Annotated in this window: 9 protein-coding genes; 8 read left to right on the top strand and 1 reads right to left on the bottom strand. The window is 41.1% G+C overall.

The window, feature by feature from the left end:
* From D8802_RS09810 to rfbB, 5 genes are all read left to right on the top strand, one after another.
* The coding region (locus D8802_RS09810; protein WP_125395713.1) for a polymerase at positions 1 to 888 on the top strand (888 nt) is incomplete at its 5' end.
* Positions 860 to 2,281, top strand: coding sequence for an oligosaccharide flippase family protein (locus D8802_RS09815; protein WP_125395714.1), 1,422 nt, complete (start codon positions 860 to 862; stop codon positions 2,279 to 2,281). The genes D8802_RS09810 and D8802_RS09815, both read left to right, overlap by 29 nt.
* A gap of 125 nt (positions 2,282 to 2,406) precedes the next feature.
* Positions 2,407 to 3,276, top strand: coding sequence for a glucose-1-phosphate thymidylyltransferase RfbA (gene rfbA, locus D8802_RS09820; RefSeq protein ID WP_125395715.1), 870 nt, complete (start codon positions 2,407 to 2,409; stop codon positions 3,274 to 3,276).
* Entirely contained in the window at positions 3,277 to 3,873 is a 597-nt protein-coding gene (locus D8802_RS09825) for a dTDP-4-dehydrorhamnose 3,5-epimerase family protein (protein WP_125395716.1), read from the top strand.
* Between the two features lie 9 nt (positions 3,874 to 3,882).
* Positions 3,883 to 4,929 (top strand): dTDP-glucose 4,6-dehydratase, encoded by a 1,047-nt coding sequence (gene rfbB, locus D8802_RS09830; RefSeq protein ID WP_125395717.1) that lies wholly within the window; start codon positions 3,883 to 3,885, stop codon positions 4,927 to 4,929.
* 60 nt (positions 4,930 to 4,989) lie between these two features.
* Here rfbB and rfbD read toward each other — a convergent pair whose 3' ends face one another.
* Positions 4,990 to 5,844 carry a dTDP-4-dehydrorhamnose reductase gene (gene rfbD, locus D8802_RS09835; RefSeq protein ID WP_125395718.1) on the bottom strand — a complete coding sequence of 285 codons (855 nt, stop codon included), beginning with the start codon at positions 5,842 to 5,844 and terminating at the stop codon, positions 4,990 to 4,992.
* A gap of 245 nt (positions 5,845 to 6,089) precedes the next feature.
* Here rfbD and D8802_RS09840 point away from each other — a divergent pair, with 245 nt between their 5' ends.
* The 3 genes from D8802_RS09840 to D8802_RS09850 form a co-directional block, all read left to right on the top strand.
* Entirely contained in the window at positions 6,090 to 8,072 is a 1,983-nt protein-coding gene (locus tag D8802_RS09840; protein ID WP_125395719.1) for a peptide ABC transporter substrate-binding protein, read from the top strand.
* Positions 8,073 to 8,355: 283 nt separating this feature from the next.
* Positions 8,356 to 14,796 (top strand): SpGH101 family endo-alpha-N-acetylgalactosaminidase, encoded by a 6,441-nt coding sequence (locus tag D8802_RS09845; protein ID WP_125395720.1) that lies wholly within the window; start codon positions 8,356 to 8,358, stop codon positions 14,794 to 14,796.
* Between the two features lie 168 nt (positions 14,797 to 14,964).
* A partial coding sequence (locus D8802_RS09850) for a beta-N-acetylglucosaminidase domain-containing protein (RefSeq protein WP_125395721.1) occupies positions 14,965 to 22,055 on the top strand: 7,091 nt, incomplete at its 3' end.

The raw sequence follows: 22,055 nt of genomic DNA on the forward strand, positions 1-22,055 counted from the left end.
TTCTTTACCTCGTTCCAATATTTTGTGCTTTCAAAATCAGGAGATTTTCTCGGAGGAATTTTTGGAAATGATTTGGGAATTTCTAATACCTACTTACATATTCTTTTAATTCTCATCTTGATATTATCTGTTGTTAATTATGTATCAGATAATTCGAGCTTAGTTATTTTAACAAGTTATATCGTTTCAACTCTATACGTAGCTGCTTTGTCAGAGTTAAAGATTATTTTTGTGGAATTACCTATTATTATTATTTTGACTTTACTATTTAAAAGATTAGGGATAAAATTACTGCTTAAAATAATATCTATCACTTGCATAGTGGTGGTCGCTTTGGCAATCTCAATTCCTATTTTATATGAATTATTCCCTATGTTTGACAATTTTTTTAAATTAGAAAAATTATTTGGCTATTCAACAGGAACCTATTCAACTAGTTCTGATTTTGGTCGGTTAAGTTCAATTGTTCAAATAATCTCAACTATTTTTTATGGAGATGTTTGGCAAACTTTATTTGGCATTGGTTTAGGAGAGGCGGAAATTTCAAAAATTCCGATATTTAGTAGTTCCTTTTATTATAATTACGAATACACCCATTACTATATGTTCACCTTATCATATGTTTTTATTGAGAATGGATTTATAGGATTGTTCCTATTCATGTTTATGCCAATTTACCTTGCTTTAAAGATGATTTTTGAGCGAGAGAAATCTAAATATGCTCTTCTTCTGATAGTATTATCTATTTCTTTATTTATGCTCTTGTTGTATAATAATACAATGAGATCAGAGATATATTATCTTTATTTATTTGTTCTTTCGTGGGGAGTTGCAATCAATAGAGGAAATGGGGGAAGTTGTGAAAACAATAAAAAATTATGCTTATAAATCTTTTTATCAACTATTTTTGATAATAGTACCTTTTATAACAATCCCATATGTTTCTAGAATTTTAGGAGCAGAGTTAATAGGGATAAATTCTTACACAAACACTATAATAAGTTATTTTGTGTTAATAGCAAATCTTGGGATTTTGATGTATGGTAATAGAACCATAGCATACCACAGAGAAAGTATTGAGGAGCGTAGTAAAAAATTTTGGGAAATTGTCTCAATTAAGTTGCTAGTAGCAATTGTTGTCTATGTCATATTTATTATATTTTTATTCTTTTATTCAAAATATAGTTGGGTTTTTGTGATTCAATCTGTACAAATTATAGCTACGGCATTTGATATATCTTGGCTTTTTGATGGTGTAGAAGATTTTAAACGTACAGTAGTGAGAAATTTTCTGGTTAAAATAATTTCCATTATTCTAATTTTTACTTTTGTCAAGTCTACAGAGGACTTTGACAAATACATATGGATAACAGTAGGCTCTACTTTAATGGGTAATTTGACATTATGGAGTTATTTACACCATTATATTATTAAAATTCCGATAAAAAGCCTTAAGTTGAGTGAACACTTAGTTCCAATTTTGACTTTATTCATACCACAAATCGCTTCTATTGTATTTATGTCAATCAATAAAATTTTACTAGGTAATATTTCGACGATGTCGCAAGCAGGCTACTTTGAGAATGCGGATAAGGTGATTAGAATTCTTCTGGCTTTAGTATCATCTATTGGAGTAGTTGTTTTTCCTAAAGTTGCTCATGCATATAGGAGTGGTGATATGAAGAGAGTATTAGGGTTGACTTATATGACTTTTGATGCAGTTAATATCATAACCATTCCAATTGTAGTTGGAATAATTTCTATTAGTCCTACATTCTCTTCTATTTTTTTTGGGACGGAGTTCCAAGGAATAGATAAGGTTCTGTCTGTTCTAGTATTGGAGTTAATTTTCATGGGATATACTTCGGTTTTAGGTAGTCAATATCTCATTGCAACAGGGCAAACTTACTTTTTAAGTATCTCGGTATTCCTAGGAATATTTTCTACAGTGATATCTTCTTTCTTTTTCATTCCGATATACGGAGCGCTTGGAAGTGCGATTTCATCTGTAATTGGAGAAGCATCTATTATGATTGGTGAAATTTACTTGTTAAGGAATCAAGTTGATTTTTATTATCTATATAGGGATGTACCGAAATACATGATCGCTAGCGCTGTTATGTATATTAGTATTTCGTCATTGAATTATTTTATTTCTTCGTCGCTTGTATCTTTGCTATCAAGTATTGCTATGGGTGCAGTGACTTATGTTATTGTTGTCTTATTACTATGCCCAAGAATAGTAAAAAAATTATTAAATAAAAACACAAGATTTTTTTGAAATGATATATAAAATTGCAACAAAAATCCAATTACAATTCATGACTTTTTACTAATTATAAATTTGCGATTCATCTAATTAAAATTGAATTATAGATAATGAAAATTTAGAGAGGTAGCCCCATTATGAAAGGTATTATTCTTGCAGGTGGTTCGGGAACGCGCCTGTACCCACTTACTCGAGCTGCGTCAAAACAGTTGATGCCGGTTTATGATAAACCCATGATTTACTATCCTTTGTCAACCTTGATGTTGGCTGGGATTAAGGACATTTTGATTATCTCAACACCACAGGATTTGCCCCGTTTTAAGGACTTGCTCTTGGATGGTTCCGAATTTGGGATCAAGCTTTCCTATGCGGAACAACCTAGTCCCGATGGACTAGCGCAAGCCTTTATCATCGGTGAAGAATTTATCGGTGACGATAGCGTTGCCTTGATTTTAGGCGACAATATCTATCATGGTCCTGGTCTGAGCACAATGCTTCAAAAAGCAGCTAAGAAAGAGAAGGGTGCGACTGTTTTTGGCTACCAAGTGAAGGACCCAGAGCGTTTTGGTGTGGTCGAGTTTGATGAAGACATGAATGCCATTTCCATAGAAGAAAAACCGGGGAATCCTCGCTCCAACTATGCAGTGACTGGTCTCTATTTTTATGATAATGATGTTGTAGAGATTGCGAAAAATATAAAGCCAAGTGCTCGTGGTGAGTTAGAAATCACAGATGTCAACAAGGCTTACTTGGATCGTGGTGATTTGTCTGTTGAGCTTATGGGACGTGGTTTTGCTTGGTTGGATACAGGAACTCACGAAAGTCTCTTAGAAGCAGCTCAATATATTGAAACGGTTCAGCGTATGCAGAACGTGCAAGTGGCAAATCTGGAAGAAATTGCTTATCGAATGGGTTATATCAGCCGTGAAGATGTACTGAAGTTGGCGCAACCTCTAAAGAAAAATGAATACGGACAGTACTTGCTCCGTTTGATTGGAGAAATCTAGATGACAGATAATTTTTTCGGAAAAATACTTGCGGTGCGTAAAATTGATGCCATTCCAGGTATGTTAGAGTTTGATATTCCAGTTCATGGTGACAATCGTGGCTGGTTTAAGGAAAATTTCCAGAAGGAAAAGATGGTGCCACTTGGCTTTCCTGAAGGCTTCTTTGCTGAAGGGAAACTGCAAAATAACGTCAGCTTTTCTCGCAAAAATGTTCTTCGAGGCCTCCATGCCGAACCTTGGGACAAGTATATCTCGGTTGCAGACGATGGCAAGGTTTTAGGTTCTTGGGTAGACCTGCGTGAGGGTGAAACTTTTGGTAATGTTTACCAGACAGAGATTGACGCTAGTAAGGGAATCTTTGTCCCTCGTGGCGTAGCCAATGGATTTCAAGTCCTATCTGATACAGTTTCTTATAGCTATCTGGTTAATGACTATTGGGCGCTTGAACTCAAACCTAAGTATGCCTTTGTTAACTACTCTGACCCAGAATTAGGAATTGAGTGGGAAAATCTGGAAGAAGCAGAGGTATCTGAAGCGGACAAACATCATCCCCTACTTAAGGACGTGAAGCCTTTGAAAAAAGAAGATTTGGAATAAGGAAATAATATGACTAAATATAAAAACATCATCGTGACAGGTGGGGCTGGTTTTATTGGCTCTAACTTTGTCCACTATGTTTACAATAACTTTCCAGATGTGCATGTGACAGTGCTGGACAAGCTGACTTATGCAGGTAATCGTGCCAATATTGAAGAAATTTTAGGCGACCGTGTTAAGTTAGTCGTTGGAGATATTGCTGATGCAGCCTTGGTAGATAAGCTAGCAGCTGAAGCGGATGCCATTGTACACTATGCGGCAGAAAGCCACAATGACAACTCGCTCAATGATCCGAGTCCCTTTATCCATACCAACTTCATCGGAACTTATACACTTTTGGAAGCAGCTCGTAAATACGACCTTCGTTTCCACCATGTGTCGACTGACGAAGTCTATGGGGATCTGCCGCTGCGTGAAGATTTACCAGGTCATGGGGAAGGACCAGGTGAGAAATTTACGGCTGAAACCAAGTACAATCCAAGCTCGCCTTACTCATCAACCAAGGCGGCCTCAGATTTGATTGTCAAAGCTTGGGTGCGCTCATTTGGCGTCAAAGCTACTATTTCCAACTGTTCCAACAACTATGGTCCTTACCAGCATATTGAGAAGTTCATTCCACGACAAATCACCAATATCTTGAGCGGTATCAAGCCAAAACTCTATGGTGAAGGTAAAAACGTCCGTGACTGGATCCATACCAATGACCATTCATCAGGCGTTTGGACAATTCTGACCAAGGGTCAAATCGGCGAAACTTATTTGATCGGTGCTAATGGTGAGAAGAACAACAAGGAAGTGTTAGAGATCATCCTTAAGGAAATGGGACAGCCAGCTGACGCTTATGATCATGTGACCGACCGTGCTGGCCACGACTTGCGTTATGCTATTGATGCCAGCAAACTTCGTGATGAGCTAGGATGGAAGCCAGAGTTCACCAACTTTGAAGCAGGTCTCAAAGAGACTATCAAGTGGTACACGGATAATCAAGACTGGTGGAGATCAGAAAAAGAAGCAGTAGAGGCTAACTATGCTAAAACGCAACAAGTGATTAAATAAATGCATACAAAAAAGCAAGAGAATTCAAGGTCTCTTGCTTTTTACGTGTGTCGTAATCTTTTATTTTCTTACTTCTTGTTTATAAAACTCTTTAAGGGCATCTTGCCAGGTTGGAATGACGAAACCTGTCGCCTTCGCTTTTGCCAAGCTCATGGTTGAGTTGAGGGGACGTTTGGCCTTTGCAGGAAACTTGCTGGAGTCTACTGGAATCACTTCAACATCACTGTCCTTAAGAATTTCAACAGCAAAGTTATACCAAGTGGTATCTTCAGCGGAGTCATTTGATAAGTGGTAGTAGCCAAATTCTTTTTGATTTTCAGTCAAGTAAGTCATGAATTCGGCCAAGGTACGTGTCCAAGTTGGGCGACCGTGTTGGTCGTCGACAACAGTGAGAGTTTTATGGGTTTTAGCAAGATTTTGCATCGTAAAAACAAAGTTTTTGCCATAATTTCCAAATACCCAAGCAGTGCGGATAATGTAATGCTGTGACGTAAGGCTTTCAACAAGCTCTTCACCCATTCGCTTGGTTCGTCCGTACTCTGTCTGCGGATCAGGTAGGTCATCAACTTCCCATTCTTGTCCGATGGGTTTCTTTCCATCAAAGACATAGTCTGTCGAGATATAGACGAGAGTAGCTCCGTATTTCTCAGAGGCCTTAGCAACATTTTCAGTTCCAGTTACGTTTATGGCAAAATCCAGTTCTTTTCCTTCATCTTCAGCTGAATCAACAGCAGTATAGGCTGCGCAATGATAGACTAAAGTTGGCTTAACCTCAGCAAAAACCTTATCAACCATTTTAGAATTAGTGATATCCATTTCGGCCACATCAACTGCAACATAGTCGACATTTCGTTCATCTAGCAGATAACGTAGCTCTGTACCGAGTTGACCATTTGCACCTGTAATTAAGATCATATCTTTCTCCTTGATTGTTCTTATACTTAATTATAGCAAAAATATAGAAAAAATGGTTTTTAGTGAAACTTTTTTCGGTATAAACTTTGTTAGTAAAGCCCAAGAGAGACGAATAATTATTACTTTAGAATATCCTTGAAACTATTTTTCAGAATATACCAAATTAACACAAAAATTCTGAAAATTCTGTTGACATCTTTCTGAAAAGGTTCTATAATGGAGAAAAAGTTTTAAAGGAGAAAATGATGAAAAGTTCAAAACTATTTGCTCTTGCGGGTATAACTTTATTGGCATCTGGTGTTTTAGCTGCATGTTCTGGATCAGGTTCGAGCGCTAAAGGAGAGAAGACATTCTCATATATCTATGAAACAGATCCTGATAACCTCAACTATTTGACAACTGGTAAGGCTGCGACAGCAGAGATTACCAGTAACGTGGTTGATGGTTTGCTAGAAAATGATCGCTACGGGAACTTTGTGCCGTCTATGGCTGAGGATTGGTCTGTATCCAAGGATGGATTGACTTACACTTATACTATCCGTAAGGATGCAAAATGGTATACTTCTGAAGGTGAAGAATACGCGGCAGTCAAAGCTCAAGACTTTGTAACAGGACTTAAGTATGCGGCTGATAAAAAATCAGATGCTCTTTACCTTGTCCAAGAATCGATCAAAGGATTGGACGCCTATGTAAAAGGGGAAATCAAAGATTTCTCACAAGTAGGAATTAAGGCTCTGGATGATCAGACAGTTCAGTACACTTTGAACAAACCAGAAAGCTTCTGGAATTCTAAGACAACAATGGGGGTAATGGCTCCAGTTAACGAAGAGTTTTTGAACTCTAAAGGGGATGATTTCGCCAAAGGGACAGATCCTAGTAGTATTCTCTATAATGGACCATTCTTACTCAAATCAATTGTTGCTAAATCTTCTGTTGAATTTGCGAAAAATCCAAACTATTGGGATAAAGAGAATGTCCACATTGACAAGGTCAAGTTGTCATTCTGGGATGGCCAAGATACCAACAAACCAGCTGAAGCCTTCAAGGATGGAAGCTTTACTATGGCACGTCTCTTCCCAACAAGCGCTAGCTACCCAGAGATTGAGAAATCATTTAAAGATAACATCGTTTATACCCAACAGGATTCGACTACTTATTTAGTAGGTACGAATATTGATCGCCAGTCTTATAAGTATACTTCTAAGACAACGGATGAAGAAAAAACATCAACCAAGAAAGCTCTTCTAAACAAAGATTTCCGTCAAGCTCTTGCTTTTGGTTTTGATAGAACTGCCTATGCCTCTCAAGTAAACGGTGCAAGTGGTGCGACTAAACTGCTTCGTAACTTGTTTGTTCCACCTACATTTGTTCAAGCAGATGGCAAAAACTTTGGTGAGTTGGTCAAAGAAAAATTGGTGACATACGGTGACGAGTGGAGCAACGTGAACTTGGATGATGCCCAAGATGGTCTTTACAATCCAGAAAAAGCCAAAGCAGAATTCGCCAAGGCTAAGACAGCTCTTCAAGCAGAAGGTGTGAAATTCCCAATCCACTTGGATATGCCTGTAGACCAAACAAACACGACGAAAGTTCAACGTGTGCAATCTTTGAAACAGTCACTTGAAGCAACTTTGGGAACAGATAATGTAGTTGTGGATATCCAACAACTTCAAAAAGATGATGTATTGAACATCACTTACTTTGCCGAAACAGCTGCTGGTGAAGATTGGGATATCTCAGATAACGTTGGTTGGTCTCCAGACTTTGCGGATCCATCTACCTACCTTGATATCATCAAGCCATCTGTCGGAGAAAATACGAAGACTTACCTAGGATTTGACTCTGGAACCAACAACGCGGCAGCTAAGCAAGTTGGTTTGGAAGATTACGAGAAAATGGTTGTCGAAGCAGGAAAAGAAGTTTCTGATGTTTCAAAACGTTATGAAAAATATGCTGCTGCCCAAGCTTGGTTGACCGACAGTGCCTTGCTCATCCCAACAACTTCTAAAACTGGTCGTCCAATGTTGTCTAAGATGGTGCCATTTACTCTTCCGTTTGCTTACTCAGGTAACAAGGGTACGAGCGAAGCCCTCTTGTATAAATACCTAGATCTACAAGATAAGGCCGTGACAGCAGAAGAATACCAAAAAGCTCAAGAAAAATGGTTGAAAGAAAAAGAAGAGTCAAATAAAAAGGCTCAAGAAGATCTCGCAAAACATGTGAAATAACTGTTGCAAAATATAAGAAAGGATTTAGTATTTCTCTTGAATGCTGAATCCTTTTTTACATTTGTAAAGAAAGATTCTAAATTTGGAGCCTCTTTTTGTCAGAATAGAGAAAATTTTCCTTAATTTTACTTGTTTCCTATTGCTTTCTCAGCTATTATTTGTTATATTAAAAACATAATTATTTTTTATTTATCAGGGTTAAGCATTGCACTTTCAGAGGAAGGAGTATTTTTTGAAAAAGAAATGTAAACGCTTACTCAAAAATGAAAGGATTTAGGAATTTATGAATAAAGGATTATTTGAAAAACGTTGTAAATATAGTATTCGGAAATTTTCATTAGGTGTTGCTTCTGTTATGATTGGGGCTGCATTCTTTGGGACAAGTACAGTTCTTGCAGATAGCGTGCAGTCTGGCTCCACAGCGAATTTACCAGCGGATCTAGCTACTGCTCTTGCAACAGCAAAAGAGAATGATGGGCGTGATTTTGAAGCACCAAAGGCGGGAGAAGACCAAGGGTCTCCAGAAGTTACGGATGGACCTAAGACAGAAGAAGAACTATTAGCACTTGAAAAAGAAAAATCAGCTAGTTCAGATAAGTTACCAGAAGACTTAGAGGGCAAATTAGATAAGGCTGAAGATAAAGGGAAAGAAGTTGACAAGGATCAATTAGCTAAAGATAATGAGAATCTTGTTCCAGAAGATGTAGCTAAAACAAAGAATGGTGAATTAAACTACGGAGCAACTGTCAAAATCAAGACACCATCAGGTGAAGGTAGTGGGATTGTCATTGGCGAAAATCTGGTTTTAACTGTCTCACATAACTTTATAAAAGATGTTCCAGATGGCAATAATCGTAAGGTCGTTGACAATGATAAGGGTGATGGGGATATCTATAGCATTTCCTATCCAGGACTACCAGATGTTAAATTTAGTAAAAAAGACATTATTCACTGGGATCGTGAAGGTTTCCTAAAAGGTTACAAGAATGATTTGGCTCTTGTTCGATTGCGAACAGTTCTGGAAAATACGCCTGTTGAAGTAACCAAAAAGCCAGTTGTTAAGAAAATCGGTGATAAACTCCATGTCTTTGGTTATCCAGAAGGGAAATTGAATCCGATTGTCAACACTACAGTTGATTTTGCAGAACCATATGGAGAAGGTGTTCAAGGGATCGGTTATCAAGGAGGAAAACCAGGTGCTAGCGGTGGCGGTGTCTTTGACACAGAAGGCAAACTAGTCGGTGTTCATCAAAATGGAGTTGTTGGTCAACGTAGTGGTGGTATTCTCTTTTCACCTGCTCAATTGAAATGGATCCAAGACCACATGCAGGGGATTTCAAGTGTGAAACCTGCAGACTTGGAAGAGAAAGAAAAACCAGCCGAAGACAAACCAAAAGAGGACAAACCAACTGCTAAACCTGAAACACCTGAAAAAGTAACGGCTGAATGGCAAACAGTAGCGAATAAAGAGCAACAAGGAACAGTTACGGTTCGTGAAGAAAAAGGTGTCCGCTACAACCAACTATCCTCAACTGCTCAAAATGATAACGCAGGCAAACCAGCTCTGTTTGAAAAGAAGGGCTTGACCGTTGATGCCAATGGAAATGCGACTGTCGATTTAACCTTCAAAGAAGATTCTGAAAAGGGCAAATCACGCTTTGGTGTCTTCCTGAAATTTAAAGATACCAATAATAATGTTTTTGTCGGTTATGACAAGGATGGCTGGTTCTGGGAGTATAAATCTCCAACAACTAGCACTTGGTATAGAGGTAGTCGTGTCGCTGCACCTGAAACAGGATCAACAAACCGTCTCTCTATCACTCTCAAGTCAGATGGTCAGCTCAATGCCAGCAATAACGATGTCAATCTCTTTGACACAGTGACTCTACCAGCTGCGGTCAATGACCATCTTAAAAATGAGAAAAAGATTCTTCTCAAGGCTGGTTCTTATGGCGATGAGCGAACAGTTGTTAGCGTTAAAACTGATAACCAAGAGGGTGTGAAAACAGAGGATACTCCTGGCCAGAAAGAAACAGGTCCGGCCGTTGACGATAGCAAGGTGACTTATGATACGATCCAGTCCAAGGTCCTCAAGGCAGTGATTGACCAAGCTTTCCCACGTATTAAAGAATACAGCTTGAACGGGCATACCTTGCCAGGACAAGTCCAACAATTCAATAAAGTATTTATCAACAAACACGAAGTTACACCTGAAGTTACTTACAAAAAAATCAATGAGACAACTGCAGAGTACTTTATGAAACTTCGCGATGATGCTAATCTTATCAATGCGGAAATGACAGTTCGTTTGCAAGTTGTGGATAATCAATTGCACTTTGATGTGACCAAGATTGTCAACCATAATCAAGTTACTCCAGGTCAAAAGATTGATGATGAAAGAAAACTGCTTTCTTCTATTAGTTTCCTTGGCAATGCTTTGGTCTCTGTTTCTAGTGACCAAGCTGGTGCCAAGTTTGACGGGGCAACCATGTCAAACAATACCCATGTCAGCGGAGATGATCATATCGATGTAACCAATCCAATGAAGGATTTGGCTAAGGGTTACATGTATGGATTTGTTTCTACAGATAAGCTTGCTGCAGGTGTTTGGAGTAACTCTCAAAACAGCTACGGTGGTGGTTCGTATGATTGGACTCGTTTGACAGCCTATAAAGAAACAGTTGGAAATGCCAACTATGTCGGAATTCATAGTTCTGAATGGCAATGGGAAAAAGCTTATAAGGGCATTGTCTTCCCAGAGTATACCAAGGAACTTCCAAGTGCTAAGGTTGTTATCACTGAAGATGCTAATGCGGATAAGAAAGTCGATTGGCAAGATGGAGCCATTGCTTATCGTAGCATTATGAACAACCCTCAAGGTTGGGAAAAAGTCAAGGATATCACTGCTTACCGTATCGCGATGAACTTTGGTTCACAAGCACAAAACCCATTCCTTATGACTTTGGATGGTATCAAGAAGATCAATCTTCACACAGATGGTCTAGGACAAGGTGTTCTCCTTAAAGGATATGGTAGCGAAGGCCATGACTCTGGTCACTTGAACTATGCTGATATTGGTAAACGTATTGGTGGTGTTGAAGACTTCAAGACCTTGATTGCGAAAGCGAAGAAATATGGAGCTCATCTAGGTATCCATGTTAACGCTTCTGAGACTTATCCTGAGTCTAAATACTTCAATGAAAAAATCCTCCGTAAGAATCCAGATGGTAGCTATAGCTATGGCTGGAACTGGCTAGACCAAGGTATCAACATTGATGCTGCTTATGACCTAGCACATGGCCGTTTGGCTCGTTGGGAAGATTTGAAGAAAAAACTTGGTGACGGTCTCGACTTTATCTATGTGGACGTTTGGGGCAATGGTCAATCAGGTGATAACGGTGCTTGGGCTACCCACGTTCTTGCAAAAGAAATCAATAAACAAGGTTGGCGCTTTGCAATCGAGTGGGGCCATGGTGGTGAGTACGACTCTACCTTCCATCACTGGGCTGCTGACTTGACCTACGGTGGCTACACCAATAAAGGTATCAACAGTGCCATCACGCGCTTTATCCGTAATCACCAAAAAGATGCCTGGGTAGGGGACTACAGAAGTTACGGTGGTGCAGCAGACTATCCACTTCTAGGTGGCTACAGCATGAAAGACTTTGAAGGCTGGCAAGGACGAAGTGATTACAATGGCTATGTAACCAACTTGTTTGCCCATGACTTGATGACCAAGTATTTCCAACACTTCACTGTAAGCAAATGGGAAAATGGTACACCAGTTACCATGTCTGATAACGGTAGCACCTATAAATGGACTCCAGAAATGCGAGTGGAATTGGTAGATCCGGATACCAATAAAGTTGTTGTGACTCGTAAGTCAAATGATGTCAATAGCCCACAATATCGCGAACGCACAGTAACGCTCAACGGACGTGTCATCCAAGATGGCTCAGCTTACTTGACTCCTTGGAACTGGGATGCAAATGGTAAGAAACTTCCTACTGATAAGGAAAAGATGTACTACTTCAATACGCAAGCTGGTGCAACAACTTGGACACTTCCAAGCGATTGGGCAAATAGCAAGGTTTACCTTTACAAGCTAACTGACCAAGGTAAGACAGAAGAGCAAGAATTAACTGTAAAAGATGGCAAGATTACCCTAGACCTTCTAGCAAATCAACCATACGTTCTCTACCGTTCAAGACAAACCAATCCTGAAATGTCATGGAGTGAAGGCATGCACATCTATGACCAAGGATTTAACAGTGGAACCTTGAAACATTGGACTATTTCTGGTGATGCTTCTAAAGCAGAAATTGTCAAATCACAGGGTGCAAATGAAATGCTTCGTATCCAAGGCAACAAGAGCAAAGTTAGCCTTACTCAGAAACTGACTGGCTTGAAACCAAATACCAAGTATGCTGTTTATGTCGGTGTTGATAACCGTAGTAATGCTAAGGCAAGTATCACAGTGAATACTGGTGAAAAAGAAGTGACTACTTATACCAATAAGTCACTCGCTCTCAACTATATCAAAGCATATGCTCATAACAATCGTCGTGACAATGCTACAGTTGACGATACAAGTTACTTCCAAAACATGTACGCCTTCTTTACAACTGGTTCAGATGTATCAAATGTTACTTTGACATTGAGTCGTGAAGCTGGTGATGAAGCAACTTACTTTGATGAAATTCGTACCTTTGAAAACAATTCAAGCATGTACGGAGACAAGCATGATACAGGTCAAGGAACATTTAAACAAGACTTTGAAAATGTTGCTCAAGGTATCTTCCCATTCGTAGTGGGCGGTGTCGAAGGTGTTGAAGATAACCGCACTCACTTGTCTGAAAAACACGATCCATATACACAACGTGGTTGGAACGGTAAGAAAGTCGATGATGTTATCGAAGGAAATTGGTCATTGAAGACCAATGGGCTAGTGAGCCGTCGTAACTTGGTTTACCAAACCATTCCACAAAACTTCCGTTTTGAAGCAGGTAAAACTTATCGTGTAACCTTTGAATACGAAGCAGGCTCTGACAATACCTATGCCTTTGTAGTCGGTAAGGGAGAATTCCAGTCAGGTCGTCGTGGTAGTCAAGCTAGCGACTTGGAAATGCATGAATTGCCAAATACTTGGACAGATTCTAAGAAGGCCAAGAAAGTAACCTTCCTCGTGACAGGTGCAGAAACAGGCGATACTTGGGTAGGTATCTACTCAACTGGGAACGCAAGCAATACTCGTGGAGATGCTGGCGGAAATGCCAACTTCCGTGGTTATAACGACTTCATGATGGATAATCTTCAAATCGAAGAAATTACCCTAGCAGGTAAGATGTTGACAGAAAATGCTTTGAAGAACTACTTGCCAACGGTTGCTATGACCAACTATACTAAGGAATCTATGGATGCCTTGAAAGAGGCGGTCTTTAACCTCAGTCAGGCAGATGATGACATTAGCGTGGAAGAAGCGCGTGCAGAGATTGCCAAGATTGAAGCCTTGAAGAATGCTTTGGTTCAGAAGAAGACAGCCTTGGTAGCAGAAGACTTTGAAAGTTTGGATGCGCCAGCTCAACCAGGTGAAGGTCTTGAGAATGCCTTTGATGGCAATGTGTCTAGTCTATGGCATACATCTTGGAATGGTGGAGATGTAGGCAAGCCTGCAACCATGATCTTGAAAGAGCCGACTGAAATCACAGGACTTCGCTATGTTCCACGTGGTTCAGGTTCAAACGGTAACCTGAGAGATGTGAAACTGGTTGTCACAGATGAGTCTGGCAAGGAGCACACTTTCACTGCGACGGACTGGCCTGATAACAATAAGCCAAAAGACATTAACTTTGGTAAGACAATCAAGGCTAAGAAAATTGTCCTTACGGGAACCAAGACATACGGAGATGGTGGAGATAAATACCAATCTGCAGCGGAACTCATCTTTAACCGTCCACAGGTAGCAGAAACACCGCTTGACATGTCTGGCTATGAAGCAGCTTTAGCTAAGGCTCAAAAATTGACAGACAAAGAAAATCAAGAGGAAGTGGCTGGAGTTCAGGCGAGCATGAAATATGCAACGGATAACCATCTCTTGACGGAAAGAATGGTGAAATACTTTGCAGATTATCTCAATCAATTAAAAGATTCCGCTCCGAAACCTGATGCTCCGACAAGCAGTAAGGGTGAAGAGCAACCACCAGTTCTTGAAGTCCCAGAATTCAAAGGAGGAGTTAATGCAGCAGAAGCAGCTGTTCATGAAGTCCCAGAGTTCAAAGGCGGTGTTAATGCGGCAGAAGCAGCTGCTCATGACCTACCAGAGTTCAAGGGAGGAGTCAATGCGGCAGAAGTGGCTGTATATGAAGTCCCAGAGTTCAAAGGCGGTGTCAATGCGGTTGAAGCCTTGGTTCACGAATTACCAGAATACAAAGGTGGTGTCAATGGAGTTGAGCCAGCTATACATGAAAAACCAGAGTACACAGGCCCGCTAGGTACAGCAGGTGATGAACCAGCACCAACTGTTGAGAAACCAGAGTATAAGTTGACACCAGCTCCGCTAGCTGATACAAAGACATCAGAAATCAAAGATACTCTGAAAAATGAAGAAAGCAAGAAGACACTCCCAGAAACAGGAGAAGACCAGTCTGATACAGCCCTCTTCCTAGCAGGAATCAGCCTAGCAATGTCAGCCGCCCTCTTTGCTATTAACAGTAAAAAAGAATAGATATTTATTCCACAACTGCATTGTTTGGATAAGTGACTTGAACTTCTATGGGAGTCAGAGTCGGAAAATGAATCAAACACCTGGAGAGGACCTCTTGGTTCTCTCCTTTTTAAAAGGAGAAATGATAACGCTTACTAGCGTAAGCGGATGAAAGGAAATAGGAGAAATATGGACAAACACTTTTTTGAGAAACGCTGTCATTATAGTATCCGCAAATTTGCAATTGGTGCAGCCTCAGTTATGATTGGTGCTAGTATCTTTGGAGCCAATATGGTTCAGGCAGCAGAAACAGCAGCGCCTTCAGAGACAGAGGGAAGTATCACTCATGTTCAAGCTCTGGATAAGTTACCAGATGATTTAGCAGCTGCGCTTGAAAAGGCGGATGCAGAAGCTGCAACAGAAGGAAATCAAGAGGGTAGTCAGGTAACCGAAGAAGGAACAAAACCTGCAGCAAGTGCAGAGGCAAAACCAGAGACAAGTCCTGCAAGTCCCAAGCCAGCAGAAACGCCGAAACCGGTTGAAACACCAAAGGCGGATAATCAACCTGCGGAAACCACTACACCCGCAACAAAACCTTCTGAAAAGCAAATCGAAGATAGAGAAGATGTCAACCACCTCGAAGGCGCTACTGTCCAGGCGAGCAACCATGAGACTGGAACTAACTTTACTGCAGATAAGGCTATTGATGGAGATGACAATACTCGTTGGGCTACAGACAAAGATGTACCAAAACCAACTTTTGAATTAACTCTTCCAAAAACTACCCTCATCAAGCATGTAGAAATTGACTGGGATCGTCGTCTTCGTAATGGGCAAAATGACCCCAATATCAAATCTTGGAGTCTCTACTACGCAGGTCAAGAAGACGTGGGCGCTAATGGAGAAAAACAATGGAAACTCGCTCATACCAAGACTGGAGATCCTGTTTTAGATGAGAAAGTTGACCTAGCTGAAAGTATTCAAGCTAAGTACCTCAAATTAGAGATCAATGACTATCAAGCGGGAACAATGAACTGGAGAAACGTTGGAATCCAAGAAATTCGAGCTTATTCTAACGTTCCGGACCACAGTAAGGTAACGGATATCCGCCAAGTAACAGAACTATCAGTAGCAGAAGACGGACAATCTCTTGTCTTGCCTAGTCTACCAGGGGAAGTTAGTCTTATCGGAAGCAATAAGCAAGGTGTGATTGACCTTCAAAATCACATCTATAAGCCTTTGACAGACCAACGCGTCAAGGTCATGGTCCAACAAATCAGAGACAGTCATACCTTTACCAAAGAGTTTGAAGTAGTCATCAAGGGGCTACATCAGGACGAAGGTGTGGGTGTGAAACCAAAAGTAGCACCAGCTGTTCAACAATGGTATGGGAAAGAAGGCCAATCTTCTATCACTTCAGATACAGTTCTTGCGACAGGAGATTCAGGCTTTGATCAGGCTGCAACCTTCTATCAGTCAGACCTTGCCAGCCGTGGATTGGAACTAGCAACAGGTGACAAGCAGGCTCAAAAACGAATCGAATTTAAAAAAGTTGAAAACAAGGGTTATGGTAAAGAAGGGTACGGTATCACTATCCAAAATGATGTGATTACCATTGAAGCTGCCACAAACACAGGAGCCTTCTACGCCACTCGTACTCTTCTTCAAATGGGAGAAACAGACCTACAAAATGGCGAAATTCGTGATTTCCCAAGTTTCAGCCACCGTGGCTTTATGCTGGATACAGGTCGTAAATTTATCCCTTATGACACTCTTGTAGACATCATGCTCAACATGGCCTACTACAAGATGAACGACTTGCAGTTACACCTCAATGATAACTATATTTTCCTTAAGGAACACTTGGCAGGTAAGAATTTAAGTCCAGAAGAACAACTCAAGTATGTACTTGAACATGCCAAGACTGGTTTCCGTTTGGAGACAGACATTGTCGGTAAGAATGGTCAAAAATTAACATCAGATGAGCATTATACCAAGGAAGAAATGCAAAATCTGATTAAATTGGCCAAGGCTCTTCATATCAACCTAGTGCCAGAAATTGACACACCAGGTCATGCACTATCATTTGTCAAAGTTCGTCCAGACCTCATGTATCAAGGTAGTTTGAGCGATTATGCAGGCAAGCACAATGTTGAACGAGTTGCCATGCTGGACTTGGATACTAAGTATGAAGAAACTCTTAAATTTGTTAAATCCGTTTATGACAAACTCCTCGATGGTCCAGATGCACCGCTTCATGGCGTATCTACTGTTCATATCGGAACGGATGAATACTATGGTAGCAGAGAAAGCTATCGTCGCTATGTCAATGACCTTATCAAATACATTAAAGGAAAAGGCTATACCCCTCGTATCTGGGGTTCGCTCAGTGCGAAACGTGGGAACACTCCTGTTGATTGGAACGGAGTAGAGGTTGATATCTGGAGTATCGGATGGCAACGACCAAATGAAGCCATTGCTCAGGGAGCTAAAATTATCAACATCACAGATGTACCGACCTATAGTGTGCCAAGTGGAAGCAATAGTCAAGCAGCCTACGGGGACTATGCTAACTACGAACGTCAGTACAATAGCTGGACACCGAATGATTTTAGAACAGGTGGAGGTCCGCTTCTACCAGCTTCTCATCCAAGTATCCTTGGTGGTGGTCACGCAGTTTGGAATGATAATATCGACCTTCATGAGACAGGTTTGACCTCTTATGATATCTTTAAACGTTTCTTCAAGAGCATGCAAACTACTGCAGAACGTACTTGGGGATCTGACCGTGCGGCTACGACCTTTGCAGAACGTACCCTACCAACTAGTCCTTATGCGCCACAGTCTAACCCTGAAAAAGCAATTGCTTCAGAAGAACTATTCAACATCACTCCAGACAAGGTGAAAGAATATGCAACGAAGAAAGTAACCGCAACAGAAAATGGATTGGCTTTTGAGAAAGACAGCAGTATCGAAGGCTTAGCAGGTGATGTTGGTCCAAGTCACGTCTTGAAGTTTGATGTAACTGTCACTGGAGACGGAGAACAAACCTTCTCAACAAGTGGGGACAACCGTATCTATCTAGCTGATAAAGATGGCTACCTTGCTTATCAATTTGAACAGTTCCATATCCAATTCAATAAAAAACTTGAAAAGAACAAACGTTATCAAATCTCTATCGTAACCAAATCACAATCTACAGAAGTCTATGTGGATGGTGAAAAGATTGAGCGTATTGCAAATCCAGCCCATCCTCGCTTTGCCCACAATAGCTTGGTACTACCGCTTGAAAGCATCGGTGGTTTCAAAGGAATCTTGCATAGTGCAGAGTTGTCAGACAAACCATTTGTAAATCCTCGTTTGATTGCAAATGACAAATTCACTGCTACTGCAAGTAGCCAAGAATTGCCAGGAACAGCGACTGAAGGAGCTGTTGAGAAAGCCTTTGACAATGATCCGAGCACATTCTGGCATTCTAAATGGACTGGTGACCGTGCGCCCTATACCCTTTCTATGACCTTGAAAGAAGCAGAAAAAGTCAATGGCTTGACTTATCTTCCACGCCCAGGTGGTGGAAATGGTGTCGTGACGCGCTACGAAATCTACGCACAAAAAGATGGCCAAATGGTCAAGGTTTCAGAAGGAAGCTGGGACAACAACGCCCAAGAAAAAACAGTCAACTTTACGGCGGTAGATACCAACAAGATTGAGTTGAAAGTATTGGAAGGCGTTGGTGGCTTTGCAAGTGCAGCTGAAGTTCATCTATTGAAACCTGTCAAAGAAGAGCAAGAAACGCCTGCACCAAGTCAACCAGAAAAACCAACTACACCTGAAAAACCAAAAGTAGACCAAACCGGTGATGGAACGGTTGAATTGGCAGATCAATTCACTGCAAGTAAACCAGCTAGCGAAGATAGCATTGCAGCTGCCAGCAAGAGCGCAGACTATCTCAAGAAAGAGTACAAGGTCTTCCCAACTCCACAAAAAGTGACTTATGGAGAAGGAGTCACAGCCCTTCGTAAGCAAGTCAATTTGGTTATGGGTGATCAACTCGATATTTATACTCGCAATCGCTTGAAGAGTGTTTTGCAGGACAATCAAGTATCTTATACAACTGGTAAGGCAGCAATCGCTGGCGCAACCAATATCTATCTTGGAGTGCACGGACAAGGTTCACAAGCAGAGCAAAACTTGTCCAATGTTTCAGCAGGTCTCTTTGACAAGATTGATGCCTATGCCTTGACCATCAAGGATAACTCAATTTCTATCGTCGGAAAAGACACAGATGCAGTCTTCTATGGTTTGACAACCTTGAAACACATGCTCAAGGAAAGCCAAGTGCCAGTCCTTCGGAATGTGACAGTAGAAGATTATGCAGAGCTCAAGAACCGTGGTTTCATCGAAGGTTACTATGGAAATCCATGGTCGAATGCCGATCGTGCAGAGCTCATGCGTTATGGTGGCGATTTGAAATTGAACCAATACTTCTTTGCACCAAAAGATGATCCATACCATAACAAGAAATGGCGTGAACTCTATCCAGAAGAAAAACTAGCAGAAATTCGTGAACTTGCACGTGTCGGAAATCAAAGTAAAACTCGCTATGTCTGGACTATCCATCCATTCATGAACAACCGCATCCGCTTTGGCAATGAAGCGCATTACCAAGAAGACTTGGCAGCCATCAAGGCAAAATTTACCCAGTTGATGAAAGTGGGTGTCCGTGAATTTGGTATCCTAGCAGATGATGCTCCAAGCCCAGTTGGAGGCTACAATAGCTACAACCGCTTGATGCAAGATATGACCAAGTGGTTGACTGAAATGCAGGGAACTTACAGCGGTCTTCGTAAAGAAATGATCTTTGTTCCTGGACAGTATTGGGGTAATGGACGTGAAGATGAGTTGAAATCTCTCAATGAAAATCTCCCAAGTTCAACATCCATGACCTTGACGGGTGGTAAGATTTGGGGTGAAGTCTCTGAAAGCTTCCTATCAACTCTCAAGAACAATCTATCCGCAGGTGGCAAAACCTATCGCCCAGTTTCACTTTGGATTAACTGGCCTGTAACAGATAACTCTAAACAACACTTGATTCTAGGTGGTGGTGAGAAATTCCTTCATCCAAATGTGGATCCAAGTTTGCTGTCTGGTATCATGTTGAACCCAATGCAACAGTCTGAACCATCTAAGATTGCCCTCTTTTCAGGAGCTCAATACTCATGGAAACAGTGGAAATCAGAAGAAGAAGCTAAGAAAATCAATGATATTGCCTTCAACTTTGTAGAAAATGGTCATTTTGAAGATAGCAAGGTATCAGCAGCCTTCCGTGAACTTGGTAAGCACATGATCAACCAAAACATGGATAATCGTGTCGTCAAACTAGAAGAATCTGTAGACTTGGCTCCAAAATTAACAGACTTCATGACCAAGCTCAAAGCAGGTCAGGATGTGACTGCAGAACGTGCAACCTTGCGAGCTGAATTTGCCAAGATTAAAGAAGCAGCCGAACTTTACAAAGCATCAGGCGACCAAAAGATGGTTGCGCAAATCCACTATTGGTTGGATAATGCAATTGACCAAATGAATGCTCTCGATGCCTTCCTTACAGGAACTGAAGCCATGGCTACAAACGATGCTGCTAAGCTTTGGGACAGCTATTATAAAGGCTTGAAGTTCTACGAACAGTCTCAAACTCACACCTTCCATTATGTAGACCATATGGAAAAGGCTGAATTGGGTGTTCAACATATTCGTCCATTTATCCTATCCTTGAAAGAAGTTCTAGCGTCTGAAGTTCAAAAAGTCTTGCATCCAGACCAAATCATCAGCACCTTTATCACCAATCGAACAGGTGTAGAAGGTGGTTTGGCAGAAGTGACGGATGGCGATTTGGCAACTCATGCGATTATTAAATCACCAAATAGTATCAAGACAGGTGATTATATTGGTATGAAGTTCAACAAACCAGTAGCGATTCAAACCTTGACCTTTGCTATGGGAACGCAGGCAAATCCACGTGATACCTTTAGTAAGGCAGAAGTGCAGTATCTAGATGAAAATGACAAGTGGGTAACCTTGAAAGAGCCAAGCTATGTCGGAAATGAATCCCTTCTTAAGTTTGAAAATCTCAATATCAAGGCCAAAGCAGTTCGCATGATTGCGACAGAGAATCGTGAGAACACCTGGTTTGCAGTTCAGGAAATTGCAGTTAACCGTCCAGTTGAAAAAGCTCGTAGCCAACAAGCAACGACAGTTAGTCTAAGCTCAAACTTAGTTTACAAACTAAATACCTCAGCCCGTCAAATCACTGATGGCAAGGACAATACAGAAGCCATGATGGCAAATGCTGACGGTAGCAATACGACACCAGTAGATGCCTGGGCACAACTTGACCTCGGTGAAGTCAAGTCAGTCACTAAAGTTCGTCTTCGCCAAGGAACGGGTGATAAACTTGCCGCAGGTGTACTTGAGTACTCTACAGATGGAACTGCATGGCAAGAGTTGGATCGCCTATCAGGAGAACAAACCAAGGAAGTGACCAGAGCGATCAATGCTCGTTACATCCGAGTACGCAATACCAAGGCCCTCGACCTCTGGTGGCGTATTCAGGACTTCTCTGTTGAGACACGCTCTGGAAACAGTGAGTTAACAGACACCAACGTAGACGCCTTGAAGGAAACACCAGTAGTGGATAGCTTGGGCAGTTACGAGCTTCAAATTCCAGCTGGAACCAAACTCCCTGCTCATAGCTATCTAGGTATGAAGCTTGACCGTATCCATCAGATCAAGAGCATCCAGCTCCAAGGGCAAGCCAACCCTGCTCTTAGCCTAGAGTACTCTGCAAATGCGCAAGAATGGACGCCAGCCAGCCAGTTGACAGACAAATCTGTCGCAACCCACTTGGTACGTTATGTTCGTCTGGTCAACAAAACGGATCAGGAACAAGCTGTCACAGCCACTTCTCTCCTTGTGACAACCAAAGAAGTGCAACCAACCAAACTAGAATCTACAACTATGGGCATTCATCCAACATACGGCAGCAATGATGTTCGTAAACTGAACAACCTAGATCAACTATTTGACGGTGTTTACAACAACTTCGTTGAGTTTTCAGACTACGCCCATAAAGATGGCCACGTGACCTTGAAACTTGGTAGCGAACGCACTATCAAGAAGATTAGAGCCTACATCCAAGACGGAACTCAAAACTACCTTCGTGATGGTAAGATCCAAGTCAGCCAAGACGGTAAAACTTGGACAGATGTTGTGACAGTAGGAGA

Source organism: Streptococcus oralis (assembly GCF_003943395.1).
Lineage (GTDB): Bacteria > Bacillota > Bacilli > Lactobacillales > Streptococcaceae > Streptococcus > Streptococcus oralis_BF.